The sequence below is a fragment of the Hyphobacterium sp. CCMP332 genome, assembly GCF_014323565.1.
Lineage (GTDB): Bacteria > Pseudomonadota > Alphaproteobacteria > Caulobacterales > Maricaulaceae > Hyphobacterium.
The window spans coordinates 1320848-1335753 of the sequence record NZ_CP058669.1 but is presented as its reverse complement, the minus strand read 5'-3'; the positions used below and the strand labels follow the sequence as shown (position 1 = coordinate 1335753).

Sequence of the window (14906 nt, the reverse complement as noted above, 5' to 3'; positions counted from 1 at the left end):
CGCCAGGCTCCGATCTATCGAGCTGGCCCCTGTTTCGGGTTCAGGAATAGCCGGGCTCGAAGCTCTCATCGTTCAAATCTTTGGCGAATCCGGGGCTGATCAAGCGTTGGCCCACGCGGTAATTTGCTAAATCAAAAATACCGATGCTGATTTGCAACACCAACTTTTGGTGAAAAATATGCCTGAAAGACGCCCATTCGAGAGCGCGGCATAGAATAGCAAGCCTGCACAAACGATTTTCGCGTGTCAGGCGATATTTCAGGGCGGCCTTCTTTCTTGAAAAAGACGCCGGTAAAGGCGAATGAGAAAGCGCTTTGGGCTGGCCTCTCCAATTATTTTCATGTAGCAAGGGAATAGCGCGTATGGTTATTGCGCTTTATCTGTGTCTGAAAGATTTTCAGGCGTTTAGTTTCACGCGATGGAGGCATTTGCCTCCGGAGGGTAAAATGAAAAGTGGCTACTCACAGCGGCCGCAACCGGTGCCATCGCGATGGCGTCCACCGGTTCAGCGTTCGCTGACGAAGGTTGGTATGCAAGCGTTGGCGTTGGTAACGGCGGTTTCGGTGATACGGAAGTCGACGGCTATCGTCGTGGTGCCGAAATTAATGGTACCGGTGATTGGCGTCAGAATGCAGCATTCGGCTATGACTGGGCCGATGGCTGGCGTGCTGAAGCCGAGCTGGCGCATCGCTTCAATGATTTTGGTGCGATCGGAAATCACGAAGACTCAGCCTCAGATCTCACATCTGGAGCCTGATGCTGAATGTCTATCGTGACTTCAATGAAAGCGGATTTATCTCGCCTTACATCGGTGGTGGTATCGGTGCGGCGCAAGTCAGCTTCAGCGGTACGGGCTGGGATTCGGGCGCACGCCCGATATTGGCCCACCCGGAATTCCTGGGGGCGATCATCTCACCAGCAGCCGGCGCTCGCTACGTCACGACCAATGATGATGATCTCACCTATATCGTGAACCTCATCGCAGGTATTGGCTGGCGCCTGTCTGACCAGTTCATTATCGACACGCAATATCGTTTTGTACGTCTGGGTGAAACCAACTACGGGGGCAACTCCGACCGCTGTTGGCGGTTCGGGCGTGATCCGTCAGGGCGGCAACTCCTTCCCGGGCACGACTGTTGGTGGCGAAACCGGCATCAGCGATGTTAGCGGTCATGAAGCATGGATTTCGATGCGGTATCTGTTCGCGGCACCTCCGCCTCCGCCTCCGCCGCCACCGCCTCCGCCTCCGCCGCCACCGCCTCCGCCTCCGCCGCCACCTCCGCCTGTGGTTGTGTGTGAAGACGTCGGCTTCGTGGTCTACGAGTGGGATCGTTCGAACCTGACCGATCAGGCTCGTGCGGTAGTCAACCAAGCGGTTAATCAGGCTCGTGATTGCGGCGTTTCCAGCGTTTCAATCGACGGTCACGCTGACCGCTCGGGTGCTGCAGCCTACAATGTCGGCCTGTCCGAGCGTCGTGCTCGTGCGGTTCGTGACGAACTGGTCCGCCTCGGCGTGCCGGCGAGCGCGATCTCGCTTCAGGCTCTGGGTGAAAGCCGCCCGGCAGTTCAGACACCGGATGGTGTTCGTGAGCCGCTTAACCGTCGTGCAGAGGTCCTCGTAGACCTGCGCTAGTCTGACGGTTAGCTAATACCAAAGAGCGGTCCGACCTTCTGGTCGGGCCGTTTTCTTTGGGCCGATGTCTGATCGCTTGACCGGCCAAGACGCCGGGATAGTAATTCCGAACCAGACACTCGGAGGCGTATATGGCGTCGGATCACGGCCATCGTAAAAATTCAGGCACACCACGCGCAGCGCAAACGCGCCTGATACATGAGGGTTATGACCCGGCCGCACATTCGGGGCCGTGAAGGCCCCGATATACCATAGCTCGACTTTCCTGTTTGAAAGTGCGGAGCAGGGTGCGGCGTTCTTCGGATTAACAACAAGCAGGCTTTGCCCGGCGACCCTGATACAGTGGGGTTGATGTATTCCCGGTTTTCGACACCCAATATTGACCTTCTGGAAACGCGATTGGCGATTCTGGATGGCGGGGAAGCGGCGCTAACCTTCGGGTCCGGTATGGCGGCGATCGCCACGACCTTGATGGCCTTCGCCGGGGCTGGTGATGTGGTGTTGCATACGGTACCGCTTTATGGCGGAACGGATGCCTTCCTGAACCGGATTTTGGCAAGGCAGAATATCCAGATCGAAGCTGTTGCGGCAGAAGCCGATGAGCCGGCATTTCTCGCCGCCGCGGCATCGGCGATGGCCAAAGGGCCGGTGCGAATTCTCTATACCGAGACGCCGACCAATCCGCATAACGAAATTGTTGACCTCGCCCTCTGCCGAAAAATTGCCGATCATATTGGCAATATTCAGGGCTTTGCTCCCATCCTGGTCTGTGACAACACGCTCTTGGGCCCTGTCGGCCAGCAACCCCTGGCGCACGGTGTGGATCTGGTTGTTTATTCGCTTACGAAGTATGTCGGTGGCCATAGTGATTTGCTCGCGGGCGCGGTGGTCGGTGCCAAGGCTCTCACGGACAAGATCTACAGTATTCGGAGCCTGTTGGGCGGGGTCGTAGACCCGCATACCGCCTGGCTTCTGACGCGATCTCTGGAGACAGTGACGCTACGGATGCGGGCTGCGTGTGATGGCGCAGAGCGGGTTGCCGCCTTTCTCGAGCGTCATGCAAAAGTCAGCCGTCTCAACTATCCGGGGCTATTGAATGTGAGTGAGCGTCGTGGCCGGCTGCACCGGAAACAGTCCAGCCTGAACGGGTCGACATTCTCTTTGATGTCGGCGAAGGCCGTGCCGAGGCTTTCCGCTTTCTGGATGGGCTGAAATTGATCAAGCTGGCCGTCAGTTTGGGGGGACCGAGAGCCTGATCCTGCATCCTGTCTCGACCAGCCATTCCAACGTTGATCCGGCCAGACGCGAAGCGCTCGGCTATAGCGAGGCGATGGTCCGGCTATCTGTTGGGCTGGAAGACCCGCAAGACCTGATAGACGATCTGGAACAGGCGCTGGCAAACGTCTAAGCCCTAGGCAAGGCAAATCCAGAAGGACAACAGCATGACCCACAAAGTCGAGCTGAAGCCGGACGAGCGCAGCGCGCTCGACTGGATCGAGACGCGCCAGGATCATATGGTCGCGACCCTGCGCGACTGGGTGAATACCAATTCCGGCAGCCATAATGCTGATGGCCTGGAAGTCATGCGTGGCAAGCTGAATGAGGCATTTACCGAGCTGGGCGGAGAGATCCGGGCCCAGGAGTTGAAGCCGACGACGATGGTCGAAAAATGGCGAAGTCAACAGCAGGGCTTCACGCCATCCTTTCATCTGATCCAGCGACCCGATGCGCCGATCAGGATTGTTCTGACAGGGCATCACGACACGGTCTTTCCTGCCGATGACAGCTTCCAGAGCTGGAAAATGCGCGATGATAACATCATGAATGGTCCGGGCGCGGCCGACATGAAAGGCGGGCTGCTGGTCATGCTGCATGCGCTGCTGGCGCTCGAGCGGAGCCCGCTCAAGGACCGGATCGGCTATGACATTCTGATCAGCCCGGACGAGGAAACCGGTTCGCTGGGGTCGGGCCCCATTCTTCATGCCCTCGGCGCAAAGGCTGATATCGGGATGACCTATGAACCTGCGCTCGCAGACGGATCCCTGGCCGGTGCGCGCAAGGGGGTCGGGAAACTGGTCGCTGAAGGTCTCCGGCAAGGCGGCGCATGCAGGCCGTGAACATCATCTGGGACGCAATGCGATTGTCGCGGCGAGCCAGTTTGCGCTCGGGCTCGATGCGCTCAACGGGCAACAGGATGGCGTGACATTCAACGTGGCACGTATTGACGGCGGTGGTCCGCCGAATGTGGTGCCGGCCAACGCCGTTGTTCGGTTCAATGTCCGCGTCAATGATGGGGAGGATCAGGCTTGGGTGCTGGCCAATCTTGAGCGTCTGACCGCAGAAACGGCCCGTAGGGAGAATTTCTGCAGACCTGTTTGGTGGTTTCACACGTCCGGCCAAACCCATGACGCCCGCCAATGCGCAGATGTTCGAGTGGACGAAGGCGGCCGGTTCGGCTCTGGGCCTCGAGATCAGATGGAATGCCACCGGCGGGTTTGTGAGGGCAATAATCTCTGGGCGGCAGGATGCCCGAATGTTGACACTCTGGGGGTTTGCGGCGGGGATATTCACTCGCACGACGAAATTGTTCTGCTCGACAGCCTGACCGAACGGGCCAAGCTGTCCGCGATCATGTTGATGAAGTTTGCCTCGGGCGAATTTGATGCCAAAACCGCACGCAAACTGGCGAGGAGGAAGCCTAGATGCTGAGAGTTCGGGCGGCACGCCGCGATGACATTGATGCCTTCGTGGCGCTCTCCGATGCGGCGGGAACCGGTTTTACCAGCCTTTCGGTCACGCCGGATGTGCTCGCGGCAAGGCTGGAGGCATCTCAAGCTGCCTTTGCTTCCAGCGCGGGAAAGCCGTCTGAATCGACCTATCAGATGATGCTGGAAGATACCGAAAGCGGCAGAATTCTCGGCTGTTCAGCGGTCAAGGACGCTGTTGGCATCTCAAGCCCTATTATGATTTCAAGATCATTACACTGGCCCAGTCATCGGCCGAAGCGGACCGGCGCTTTGATATGAAAGCGATGATACTGGTCAATGATTTTGCCGGATGTTCAGAGGTTGGCACATTGTTCGTGAGCGATGCGGCGCGCGGCAATGGCGCGGGCCGTCTGGTAGCGCAAACGCGCTATCTGTTGATCGCGGCGGATTATGATCGCTTCGGCCCGCATGTGCTGGCAGAGCTGCGCGGTGTTGTGCGCGACGATGGCTCATCGCCCTTCTTTGATCATGTGTCGAAGCCGTTTTTCCGGATGACGTTCGACGAGGCGGATCGCTTGAGCGCCGCCTCGGATAATCAGTTCATTCTGGATTTGATGCCCAAGCATATGATCTATCTGGACATTCTTCCCGAAGCTGCGCGCGAGGTGATCGGCCAGACCCATGAACATGGTGTCGGTGCCCGACGCTTGCTGGAATGGGAAGGCTTTACCTATAACGGCTATATCGACATTTTTGATGGCGGTCCGTTGATGTCGGTTCCGACGCGTCAGGCGCGCACCGCCAGGGGAAAGTGACCGCTTCGAGATCGCAACGGGAAAGGGTGAGGTCGAAGGATCGTCTCGACCGATAATTTTCAGAATTTCCGCAGCATCCGGACCCCGGTCACCGTCAAGGATGACAAGGTTTTGATCCCGGCTGAGGCCCAGGCCGCGCTCGAACTGGGCGAAGGCGAAACCGTCCGCGTATGGAGACCGCAATCATGACCACCGGCCAGTGTTTTATCGATGGAAGATGGACGAACGGAGGAGGCGAGCGCTTCGATCCGTTGACCCGGCCAGCGGCGAACGGTCTGGACCGGAATGGCGGCATCTGAGGGCGATGTCGATGCTGCCTTCAATGCCGCGCGGACCGCATTTTCCGGCTGGGCCCGCACGCCCCTGGCCGACCGAGTTGCGGTGGTGGAACGTTTTGGCGAATTGCTGGTTGCGCGCAAGGATGAGGTGGCCAAGCTCATCGCCCGGGAAACCGGCAAGCCGCTCTGGGACTGTCTGGGCGAGGGCGCAGCGATGGCGGGCAAAATCACCATCTCCATCAAGGCCTATCATGACCGGACCGGCGAGACGCAGGCGAGATGGATTTCGGGTCTGCAGAGCTCCGCCACAAACCGCTTGGGGTGATGTTTGTACTGGGGCCGTATAACTTCCCCGGTCATTTGCCGAACGGGCATATTGTGCCGGCGCTGATTGCCGGCAATACCTGCGTATTCAAGCCTTCCGAGCTGACGCCTGCCGTGGGCGAATGGATGGTTCGTGTCTGGGAAAAGGCCGGTTTGCCTGCCGGCGTGTTGAATTTGATCCCGGGCGCGAGAGAGACGGGGGCGGCGGCGCTGGATCATGCAGAGCTGGACGGTGTCTTGTTCACCGGGTCACACAATACCGGCCAGTTCATTCACAAGAAATTCGCCGGCCGCACCGGCGTTCAGCTGGCGCTGGAAATGGGCGGCAATAATCCGCTGGTTATCTGGGATGCCGCGGACGCCGAGGCGGCGGCCCGCATTGCGGCGTTTTCGGCTTTCGTGACTTCAGGTCAGCGCTGTTCCTGCGCGCGCCGGATCATACTGCCCGCCGGACCTGCCGGAGATGCCGTCGTGGCGCGGCTGGTCGATCTCGCGAAGCGTATCCTGTCGGGGCCTGGAATGATGACCCGGAACCCTTCATGGGGCCATTGGTGACGGAGGCGGCTGCCGATCAGGTCATCAAGGCACAGGCGAAGCTTGTCGATGGCGGCGGAAAGAGCCTCCTTGAAGCGCGTATCATGGATCGTGGTTCAGCCTTTGTTTCGCCGGGCATTGTCGATGTCACCGGTACCGATCACCCCGATGCCGAAGTCTTCGGTCCGCTGGTGAAAATCATCCGGGCTGACAGTTTCGAGGCGGCCCTGAAAGAAGTCAACAATACCGCTTATGGCCTGTCTTCCGGTCTGGTCAGTGATGACGCAGAATTGTGGGATCGCTTCCGGATTGAATCGTGTGCGGGCATTGTCAACTGGAACCGGCCCACGCCGGGCGCGGCCAGCTCCATGCCCTTCGGTGGTCCCGGCCAGTCGGGCAATCTGCGGCCCTCGGCGTATTATGCAGCCGATTATTGTGCCTATCCGGTGGCCAGTCAGCTGGCACCCAGGCCGGAACGTCTGGCCATTCGAGGCGTTGAATGAGCGCTGTAGAAGCCAATTTCGACGGTATTATCGGGCCGACGCACAATTATGGCGGGCTCTCTTTCGGCAATATTGCGTCTGATAAAAATCGCGGTGAAGCATCGGCCCCGCGGGCCGCTGTGCTGGAAGGATTGAAGAAGGCGAAGCAACTGGCCGATGCCGGACTGGTGCAAGGTGTACTGCCGCCACAGGAGCGGCCCGATGTTGCCTTTTGAGGCAGGCGGGGTTTTCCGGCTCTGACAGGCAAATTGTCGAAACGGCCGCGCGGGCTGCGCCGGGGCTGTTGCGGAATGTGTATTCGGCCTCGCCGATGTGGGCCGCCAATGCGGCCACGGTCTCGCCATCGGCGGATACGGCGGACGGGCGGCTGCATCTGACGCCCGCCAATCTGGTGACCACGCTGCATCGATCCATCGAGGGGCCTGCGACGCAGCGCGCGTTGTCGAGAGTTTTCTCAGGCGAACGCTTTGCGGTGCATCCGCCGCTTCCCGCACAGTCAACATTCGCTGATGAGGGCGCAGCCAATCACGTGCGGCTGTGTGCCGATCATGGCGGGCCGGGCGTCGAGATATTTGTCTATGGCCGTGAAGCCGGTGAGCACTGGCGAGGCCAGTTTCCGGCACGGCAAACACGCGAGGCCTGCGAAGCGGTTGCTCGTGCCCACGGACTGGATCTGACGCGCTGCGTCTTCATCCGTCAGGGCAAGCGGCCATCGATGCAGGTGCCTTCCACAACGATGTCGTCTGCGTCGGAACATTGCAAACCCTGTTCTTCCACGAATTGGCCTTTGACGACAAAGCGGGTGCTCTGGCGGCTATCCGTAGCACTGCGGACGGGTTGTTTGATCCGGTTTTCGTTGAAGTGCCGGAAAACGATGTACCCATCAGCGATGCGATTTCCAGCTATCTGTTCAATTCGCAACTTCTGGCCATGCCGGGCGAAGATCGTCTGATGCTGAACGCGCCGATGGAAAGCGAAGAGACGACATCAACACGCGATTACTGCGCGCACCTGACGTCCGGAAACGGACCGATAGGGCCGTGAATTTCGTTGATGTGCGCCAGTCCATGCGCAATGGCGGAGGTCCCGCCTGTCTTCGTCTGCGGGTTGTGCTGACAGAGGAAGAGCTTTCAGCGGTGAATCCGGCCTGCCTTCTGACGGATGACATCTACGCGAGATTATGTGGATGGGCGGGAAAGCATTATCGGGAAACGCTGAGCGTGGAAGATCTGTCCGACCCGGCCCTGATGGACGAAAGTCGGCAAGCGCTGGATGCGCTTACCGGCCTTCTTGGTTTGGGAACCGATTTCTATCCGTTCCAGCGGGATCAGTAACGTCGGGCCGAGCTGACCCGGTTACCGAGACCCCATTGATTGAGATTGCTGACATTGCGATCAAACTGCTGGCAACGACCGCCAAATGACGCATGTTCGCACAACACCCAGCCATTGCGGCCATTGACTGTCATCGACATGGCGCGGTCATTGAAGCGGACCGCTTCCAGATTGTAGGTATCGGCATCCAGAGTGACCGACGGACCTGTGAAATTCGGGCCGGCATAGAGCGTGATGGAATCATACTGATTGTATCCACCCCGCCAGGCCCGCCATAGCCACCACCCGGCTGGCCATAAAGCGGATTGGTCGGGCCGACGTGATCAGATTGCCCAGACGATAGACATTCAAATTTGGGATCCGGCCGGAAATTTCGCGGCAGGGTGTTCCGAAATTGGCGTCTTCGCAGACCGTCCAGCTGCCATTGCCGTAAACGATCGCCGACATGGCCTGATCGTTGAAGCGGCGTCCGGTCAGATTGTATTCCTGATCGGTGAGCTCGACAGAGCGGCCGGTGAAGTTCGGACCAGCAAACAGGACCAGCGTGCCGTCGCGGCCCTGAAAGCCACTGCCGTAATTATTGCCCGGCCCGGCGTAACCGCCATCATTACCGCCATACCCATAGTCCGGGCGGGCAGAGGAGATGCGGTTGCCAAGCCCGAGTGAATTCAAATTGCGGACCTGTCCGGAGATAGTGCGGCAGGGCGTGCCGAAATTCGTGTCTTCGCAAACGGTCAGCTTTCATTTCCATAGGCGATTGCCGACATGGCCTGATCGTTGAAACGAATGCGGACGAAATTGCTTTCCTCGCGATCCAGTTCGATGGACTGACCGGTGAAATTCGGACCGGTGAACAGAACCAGCGTACCGGCGCGGCTGTTATAACCGCCGCCCGGACCGCCATAGCCACCACCGGGTCCGCCATAGCCTCCGCCATCATTATAGTCGGGACGGGCCGATGACACGCGATTGCCGAGCCATAGCTGTTGAGGTTGGCCACGCGTCCTGAAAGGGTCCGGCAAGGGTGCCAAAATTCGCATCTTCGCAAACGGTCCAGCTGCCGCGGCCTTCAACTTCGGCCGACATGGCGCGGTCATTGAAGCGCAAGCTGGTGAGATTGCTGTTTTCCCGATCGATATTGATGGACTGACCCGTGAAATTCGGACCCGCATAGAGTGTCAGGGACCCGTCGCCACGCGGGCGTCCTGTCCAGCCTCCGCCACCCGAAAGTCCACCACCCGGGCGACCGCCGGCTCCGTATTCCATGCGGGCTGAACTGATATGTCCATCCAGACGATTGTCGCCAGATTGGGTACGTCCGTGGTGATTTCGCGGCAGACGCCACGAAAATCAGAGTGCTGGCAAACCGTCCAGCTACCGCTGCCCTGAATCCGGATTGACAGCGCCCGGTCGTTGAAATTGATGGTCGTGAAGTTGGTCACGTCATTGTTGATCGTGACGGACTGCCCGGAAAAGTCTGGCCCGGAATAAAGCGTCAGCGCGCGGCCGCCCCGCCTCTCTGTGCTTCAGCAGTCGCGCCCAGAGCCAGTGTGCTGGCAAGGGTGCAGATCAAAAGTTTGATATTCATGGCAGTCTCCCGTTCTGACGGACCCCGGGCCCGGCTCAACTCCGTCATTTATGTTCAGTATATTCTGAACCTACGGCAACGAAAACGTCAGTCGCGCTTTATTCGCCACCGTCGCCATCGTCAGGTTCCTGTTGCCCGGACCGGCGATTGCCAAACAGATCCTGCAACAGACGTTCGGCCGGATCGATTGCTTCCTCGCCAGCGTCACCGGCTTCGCCATCGGTGGCGTCGCCTGTATCGTCCCCGGAACCACCCAGACCCAACGCATTGCCCAGCGCGTTGCGAATAGCATTTTCGGGGTCTTCGCCCGCAATAATGCTGGACACAGTTCCTGAACCAGCGCGCGGCCGACGACATCCCAGTCAATGCCGATGCGTGGGTCATTGAAGGTTCCGCTGATTCCGATCGGGACAACGACTCCTTGCAGATCACGCTCTCCGCCCTGACCCTGGATGCTGGCAACAGCGCGAGGGCGCAAGCGGTAATCAGAGTCTGCTGGCCGATGCCCACCGTGCCAGCCCCGTCGACGCGGACCAGAGGGCTGAGCATGATCAGATCGTTATTTGTGGCCACGCCATTGGCGACCGTGAATGTGCCTTCAAGGGCGGAAAAGTCCGTTTCCTCTTGGTCGCCGAAACCTTCCGGCAGACGGCGATTGGTCAGGGCTGATTCAATCCCGCGTATGGCCTGAGCAAGATTGACACCGCGAATGGCACCGTCGGCAAAGGCGAAACTGCCAGCGCCACCCAGGCCATTCATCAATTCGGCCTGCGAGTTCCCCGAGGTTAGAAGGTCGATATTCAGGCGGCCCGTACCTGACAAGCGATCAAATCCCGCGGCGGCTTCCAACAGGGGAAGGGCGGCGATGGATTGTAGATCGGCAAAAATGCGGAAAGAAGGTGTTGCCGTGCGGGCATTGGCTACGAAGATCGCATTGCCCGTGCCTTCATACAGAGATCCGGTCAGATTGGCTTCCAGCCGGGAATTCACCAGCTCAACGGTCATGGCAGCATCTGAAATCTCGATATCCTGAAGCGTCAATTCACCTACATCGAGGGCGAAGCTGGCATCGACCAGGCTCAGCGCGGACAGATCAATCCGTTCGGTCGACCAGGCGGGCACGCCCGCCGTGCTCGTCGCGGCTTCAGGTGCAACGGGCATGTAGGGCGTCACATCCAGCTGTGGCAGGGTGAGGGCACCGTCAATGGAGGGACGTGCGCCACTCAATGACACGCCAAGCCGGCCGGTTCCGGCCAGATCGTCAAGCCGGATATGGTCATTGCGGCTAATATCAGACGCGTCGAGAGATATGGAGTCCGGACCCCGAACAGAACTCCGGAGAGTTGGAAGTTTTCCAACCCTTCGCCGGGAGGCAGGGGCGATCCCGCAAAATCTGCGAGCGCCCGGATGGAGGGAATGTCGGTCGAGAAACGGCCGGAATAGCGCAGATCCTCGCCTTCCAGAATGTTTCCATTGAAGCCCAGATCAATGAGATTCCCACCGAGATCGAGTCGGGCGGCGACCGCTTCACCTTCAAAGAAGCTGCGGACAGAGCCCAGATGCAAAGACAGTGTCATATTCTCGCCGTCAGCCGTCAGTTCTCCGGTGACATCAAGCGGCTGATCGAGGCCCGGCATGCGGATATTCAGATCCAGCCCGTTGACTTCGCGCCGGTCGGTACCGCTGGCATAGCTGATCGCACCATTCTCGATCTGAATATCTCCGAGCGAGGCATCAAAGGGCAGGGCGCCGGGGCGGCGGACGAAGCCGCCGGATGACGGCACCGGCTCTGTGTCAGGCGTGCCCGGGCCGAGCGACCAGTTGTTTCTACTGCCACGTTGTTCCAGACGGATGGTCGGGTCCACCAGGACAAATTCATCAATGACAATCGTGCGGGACAGGAGCGGCAAAGCTGAACGCCCACCCGCATCTCGGCCATTTCCGCAAATGGCGTATCGCCAAACCCTTCTTCATTCGCGATCGAGACGTTGCGCGCCTGGACCTGAACACTGGGCAAGAGGCGAAGACTGACGTCGCCGGCCAGAATCACCTCGCGCCCAAGATTTTCGCTGGCTGCGATTTGCGCCCGTTCCCGATAGAATGATTCCGGCACCAGAAAGGGAATGATAATGGCGGCCAGCACCAGAATAACGACCAGTCCAAAGATGAATGTGAGAAGGCGGCGGATCATTATTTACTCCCTGCGGCCGAAAATGGCGTCTGGTCCCGAACGGGATTTTGGCGTTAGTATAGCGCACAGAATGACAGCCGTTCAGGGGGACAGCATGAAAATTCAAAAATTTCTATGAGCCGACGGGATATCCTGATGGGGCTGGCTGCAGGCACGATCCTGCCTGTGGCCGGTTGCGCCCAGAATGATGCGCTTGGCCGCAGCCAGCTTCAACTGGTTTCGGAAAACCAGATCATGGCGCTCTCTCAGGCCGCATGGCAAGACGCGTTGCAACGCGAGCGGATCTTGCGCGACCCCGGCTATAATCGCCGTTTGCAGCGCGTCGGCTCGAATATGGTCAGCGCGACCGGAATGTCGAACCTCGACTGGGAGTTCGTAGTGATCGATTCCGATCAGGTGAATGCCTGGGTTCTGCCGAATGGCAAGGTCGCTTTCTATCGCGGCATTCTCGATATCATGGAAGAAGACGGCCATATCGCCACCGTGATGGGGCATGAAATGGGCCATGTCGCGGCGCGCCATTCAGCCGAGCGGGCCAGCCAGCAACGCGCCAGCCAGATCGGCATGCAGATCGCCGGAGCGCTGCTTCAGCAGCAGGGGTTGATTTCAATCGGGATATGGCCGCAGCGCTGGGGCCGGTGTCACATATGGTATCATCATGCCCTATTCGCGCCAGCACGAATTCGAGGCCGACCGGCTGGGCGTGGATTACATGGTATCAGCGGGATATCAGCCGTATCACGCAACGGATTTCTGGCTCGCCATGTCATCACTGCACCAGGATTCCAGCTTTGATTTCATGTCGACGCACCCGTCGGATGAAGCCCGGCTGGACGCCATGCGGGCCCACATCGCCGCGCGCAGCTATTCGTGATCGTCTGACTGGGCTTCAATTTCAGCGCGGGCTTCGATCAAGGCACGGGCGGCCTCGACGCTGTCGACTTCCTCGACCGTGTCAATGGCGCAGCGAAAGCCGTTATCCGGCGTGATGTATTCCACCACGGGCGGGCACAAGGTTGCGTTTTCACCAAATGACGTTGCCAATTGGACGCCGAAATTGAGGTCGGGGCAGCGGTGCCGCAATGTCGCGAGATAATGACGGCTGGCGCCGCCGCGAAAGACGACATGCTCCCGGTCAATGACGCTATAGCCGTTAATTTGCACGAGGCGGACGCAACGCGGCGTGCCCTCTTCTTCATTGCCGTGATGATCGATTGCCATGGCAGGTGCGGCAGCCGATGCACATAATGCCAAAGATGCGATAGTCAGGTATTTCATCTCGTCCTCCTTCGGTCGGGCAGAATACATTTACGGACATGAAGCCGAGCTGAATGGATTTCAAGTCAAAATCCCGTGTTGGTGTGGCCGTGATTGGCGGTGGTATCGCCGGACTGGCATGCGCTAAAGCGCTCCTGGAGCGCGGCGCCGAGGTTACGGTTTATGAAGCGGGGACTGCCGGGCAAGGTGCCCTATGGGCGTCAGGCGGCATGCTGGCCGGCGGATTTGAATGCGCGGAATCCAATGCATCTCCAGCCTTTGTCTCGTTGGCGCACCGCGGTATGGCGCTGTGGTCTGACTGGACCAGGGATCTGGGCGAAGCGGATATTGATACAGGGTGGGCGGCGTTGTCTCGCCCGCAGTCAGCGAAGATGATCTGGAATGGCTGGAGGCCATGGCTGCTCGCGCGGTGGCGTTGGGCATTGTCTGTCATGACGTTCCCGATCTCCCGGAAGGTCTCGAAGCAAAAAGAGCGGTCTGCTTTCCGGATGATGGCGAGTTGGATAATCGCCTGCTCGGGCCGCGCCTTGTCGCTTTGTAAGGGAAGCCGGCGGCATCATCCATGAACACCAAGCCGTATCCGATTTCTCTTCCGGGTGTGATGGTGTGCGTATCAATGACCAAGGCTTTGATGCCGCGATTATCGCAACGGGCGCTGAAGGTCATGCACTGGTAGGCGTAGAACCGCTTTTGAACCGGATTCGCCCGGTCAAAGGCCAGATGTTGGCGTTAAGGGTGATGCCGCCCGGTTGGGCTTTTGTTTGCGGGCCCGGAATGCCTATGTCTCTCAAAAGCGCGATGGCCGGTTTGTGACCGGAGCCAGCAGCGAGCCGGGGCAGAGCGATGCGGTGGTTGATCAGGTGGTGGTCGATGAATTGCGGCGCCGTGCGGAAGCCTGGCTGCCAGCGCTTGCGAGCCTGGGCGCGGTCGAAAGCTGGGCGGGGATACGTCCCGGGACTGTGGATGGAGCGCCGATACTGGGCGGCGGAACACTACCAAGTATATTTCTCGCGCTGGGGCTATACCGCAACGGGGTGTTGCTGGCCCCGGCTGTGGCGGAAATGATGGCGGACGCAGTGCTGTCAGCCCGGGATGTCCCGGCAGAATTTTCGGCCAATCGCTTCCAACAGCGTTAACGCCAAGTTAGCGGCTGAGGACAAGACTGCGCTCATGCAATCTGAGTCGGCCCGATGAGTACAATTTCTCCGGGTGAAGCCACCCACGCCCTGATCGCGCGCGCGTCCGCGAGACGGGCGCGAATTTCGATTTCATGGTGCGGACCGCTGCTCGCGAAAGCAATTTCGATCCGAATGCCCGCGCCACAACGTCGTCGGCCTCAGGCATGTACCAGTTTCTGGATCAGACCTGGCTGGCGATGATGAGCCGCCATGGCGGTGAGCATGGTCTTGCCCGCGAAGCCGGCATGATCGAGCAATCGGAAAGCGGCCGCTTCACCGTATCTGATCCCGCGGAACGCCAGCGCATTCTGGATATGCGATTTGATGCCGGCATTGCCGCGCGGATGGCAGGTGAGCTTGCCGCCGAGAATGCGTCCATTCTTGAATCCCGCATCGGGCGTCAGCCAACGTCCGGGAATTGTACGCGGCGCATTTTCTCGGGGCAGGCGGTGCGTCCGAATTGATCAATGCGGCAAGCGATACACCCACGGCGCGGGCCGACCTTTTGTTTCCGGCGGCAGCGGCTGCCAATCGCAATGTGT

Annotated in this window: 21 protein-coding genes and 6 pseudogenes; 18 read left to right on the top strand and 9 right to left on the bottom strand. The window is 59.3% G+C overall.

All coding sequences use genetic code 11. From position 1 onward, the window contains the following. The first annotated feature begins 490 nt into the window (after nt 1-490). The 11 genes and pseudogenes from HXX25_RS13780 (at nt 491) to astB (ending at nt 8129) form a co-directional block, all read left to right on the top strand. A complete protein-coding gene (locus HXX25_RS13780; protein WP_233346965.1) occupies nt 491-757 on the top strand; it encodes a hypothetical protein in 267 nt (88 codons plus the stop codon). Then, a complete protein-coding gene (locus HXX25_RS13775; protein ID WP_233346964.1) occupies nt 757-1167 on the top strand; it encodes an outer membrane protein in 411 nt (136 codons plus the stop codon). The genes HXX25_RS13780 and HXX25_RS13775 overlap by 1 nt, the downstream gene beginning before the upstream one ends. 124 nt (nt 1168-1291) lie before the next feature. Further along, nucleotides 1292-1633 carry an OmpA family protein gene (locus HXX25_RS13770; protein WP_233346963.1) on the top strand — a complete coding sequence of 114 codons (342 nt, stop codon included), beginning with the start codon at nt 1292-1294 and terminating at the stop codon, nt 1631-1633. Nucleotides 1634-1984: 351 nt separating this feature from the next. Further along, nucleotides 1985-2845, top strand: coding sequence for an aminotransferase class I/II-fold pyridoxal phosphate-dependent enzyme (locus HXX25_RS06800; RefSeq protein ID WP_187167691.1), 861 nt, complete (start codon nt 1985-1987; stop codon nt 2843-2845). A 1-nt stretch (nt 2846) separates the two neighbouring features. Next, nucleotides 2847-3041 (top strand): PLP-dependent transferase, encoded by a 195-nt coding sequence (locus HXX25_RS14385; protein WP_370543762.1) that lies wholly within the window; start codon nt 2847-2849, stop codon nt 3039-3041. 34 nt (nt 3042-3075) lie between these two features. Next, a complete protein-coding gene (locus HXX25_RS13765; RefSeq protein WP_233346962.1) occupies nt 3076-3750 on the top strand; it encodes a M20/M25/M40 family metallo-hydrolase in 675 nt (224 codons plus the stop codon). Further along, a complete protein-coding gene (locus HXX25_RS13760) occupies nt 3650-4342 on the top strand; it encodes a peptidase dimerization domain-containing protein (RefSeq protein ID WP_233346961.1) in 693 nt (230 codons plus the stop codon). The genes HXX25_RS13765 and HXX25_RS13760 overlap by 101 nt, the downstream gene beginning before the upstream one ends. Further along, nucleotides 4336-5156: pseudogene (locus HXX25_RS13750) on the top strand (arginine N-succinyltransferase). The gene HXX25_RS13760 and the pseudogene HXX25_RS13750 overlap by 7 nt, the downstream one beginning before the upstream one ends. 285 nt (nt 5157-5441) lie before the next feature. Beyond that, on the top strand, nt 5442-5759 hold the full coding sequence (locus HXX25_RS14060) for an aldehyde dehydrogenase family protein (RefSeq protein WP_255466988.1): 318 nt from the start codon (nt 5442-5444) through the stop codon (nt 5757-5759). Then, a pseudogene (locus HXX25_RS14380) lies at nt 5714-6795 on the top strand (succinylglutamate-semialdehyde dehydrogenase). Before HXX25_RS14060 ends, HXX25_RS14380 begins: the two are co-directional and overlap by 46 nt. Further along, nucleotides 6792-8129, top strand: a pseudogene (gene astB, locus HXX25_RS14375) (N-succinylarginine dihydrolase). Before HXX25_RS14380 ends, astB begins: the two co-directional pseudogenes overlap by 4 nt. Here the strand turns inward: astB and HXX25_RS06770 are convergent. The 8 genes and pseudogenes from HXX25_RS06770 to HXX25_RS14365 all read right to left on the bottom strand — a co-directional run. After that, entirely contained in the window at nt 8123-8365 is a 243-nt protein-coding gene (locus tag HXX25_RS06770; protein WP_187167773.1) for a beta/gamma crystallin-related protein, read from the bottom strand. The pseudogene astB and the gene HXX25_RS06770 overlap by 7 nt on opposite strands. A 4-nt stretch (nt 8366-8369) precedes the next feature. Next, nucleotides 8370-8801, bottom strand: a complete 432-nt coding sequence (locus tag HXX25_RS06765) for a beta/gamma crystallin-related protein (RefSeq protein WP_187167690.1) — start codon at nt 8799-8801, stop codon at nt 8370-8372. Between the two features lie 62 nt (nt 8802-8863). Beyond that, entirely contained in the window at nt 8864-9094 is a 231-nt protein-coding gene (locus HXX25_RS06760) for a hypothetical protein (protein ID WP_187167689.1), read from the bottom strand. Then, nucleotides 9069-9395 carry a beta/gamma crystallin-related protein gene (locus tag HXX25_RS14370; protein WP_187167688.1) on the bottom strand — a complete coding sequence of 109 codons (327 nt, stop codon included), beginning with the start codon at nt 9393-9395 and terminating at the stop codon, nt 9069-9071. Before HXX25_RS14370 ends, HXX25_RS06760 begins: the two co-directional genes overlap by 26 nt. Then, a complete protein-coding gene (locus tag HXX25_RS06750) occupies nt 9308-9628 on the bottom strand; it encodes a beta/gamma crystallin-related protein (RefSeq protein WP_187167772.1) in 321 nt (106 codons plus the stop codon). The genes HXX25_RS14370 and HXX25_RS06750 overlap by 88 nt, the downstream gene beginning before the upstream one ends. A gap of 293 nt (nt 9629-9921) precedes the next feature. Next, nucleotides 9922-10944, bottom strand: coding sequence for an AsmA family protein (locus HXX25_RS06745; RefSeq protein WP_187167687.1), 1023 nt, complete (start codon nt 10942-10944; stop codon nt 9922-9924). Then, a complete protein-coding gene (locus tag HXX25_RS13720; RefSeq protein ID WP_233346956.1) occupies nt 10941-11627 on the bottom strand; it encodes a hypothetical protein in 687 nt (228 codons plus the stop codon). The genes HXX25_RS06745 and HXX25_RS13720 overlap by 4 nt, the downstream gene beginning before the upstream one ends. 14 nt (nt 11628-11641) lie before the next feature. Further along, nucleotides 11642-11908 (bottom strand): annotated as a pseudogene (locus HXX25_RS14365) (AsmA family protein); the annotation flags it as partial. 114 nt (nt 11909-12022) lie between these two features. Between HXX25_RS14365 and HXX25_RS14360 the strand changes: the two are divergent. Further along, nucleotides 12023-12436: pseudogene (locus HXX25_RS14360) on the top strand (M48 family metalloprotease); the annotation flags it as partial. Between the two features lie 130 nt (nt 12437-12566). After that, on the top strand, nt 12567-12782 hold the full coding sequence (locus tag HXX25_RS14045) for a M48 family metalloprotease (RefSeq protein ID WP_255466986.1): 216 nt from the start codon (nt 12567-12569) through the stop codon (nt 12780-12782). Here the strand turns inward: HXX25_RS14045 and HXX25_RS06730 are convergent. Further along, nucleotides 12773-13186: a DUF6491 family protein gene (locus HXX25_RS06730; protein ID WP_187167685.1), complete on the bottom strand. Its 414-nt coding sequence runs from the start codon at nt 13184-13186 to the stop codon at nt 12773-12775. The two genes, HXX25_RS14045 and HXX25_RS06730, sit on opposite strands and share 10 nt — an antisense overlap. Before the next feature lie 53 nt (nt 13187-13239). Here HXX25_RS06730 and HXX25_RS14355 point away from each other — a divergent pair. The 5 genes and pseudogenes from HXX25_RS14355 to HXX25_RS06715 all read left to right on the top strand — a co-directional run. Then, nucleotides 13240-13482 (top strand): annotated as a pseudogene (locus tag HXX25_RS14355) (FAD-dependent oxidoreductase); the annotation flags it as partial. Nucleotides 13483-13523: 41 nt separating this feature from the next. Then, complete coding sequence (locus HXX25_RS13715; RefSeq protein WP_233346955.1) at nt 13524-13727, top strand: hypothetical protein; 204 nt, start codon at nt 13524-13526, stop codon at nt 13725-13727. A gap of 14 nt (nt 13728-13741) precedes the next feature. Next, complete coding sequence (locus HXX25_RS14350; protein ID WP_370543761.1) at nt 13742-13999, top strand: FAD-dependent oxidoreductase; 258 nt, start codon at nt 13742-13744, stop codon at nt 13997-13999. Continuing rightward, nucleotides 13948-14322 (top strand): FAD-dependent oxidoreductase, encoded by a 375-nt coding sequence (locus HXX25_RS06720; protein ID WP_187167683.1) that lies wholly within the window; start codon nt 13948-13950, stop codon nt 14320-14322. The genes HXX25_RS14350 and HXX25_RS06720 overlap by 52 nt, the downstream gene beginning before the upstream one ends. Before the next feature lie 134 nt (nt 14323-14456). Next, nucleotides 14457-14828, top strand: coding sequence for a hypothetical protein (locus tag HXX25_RS06715; protein WP_187167682.1), 372 nt, complete (start codon nt 14457-14459; stop codon nt 14826-14828). The last annotated feature ends 78 nt before the right edge of the window (nt 14829-14906 follow it).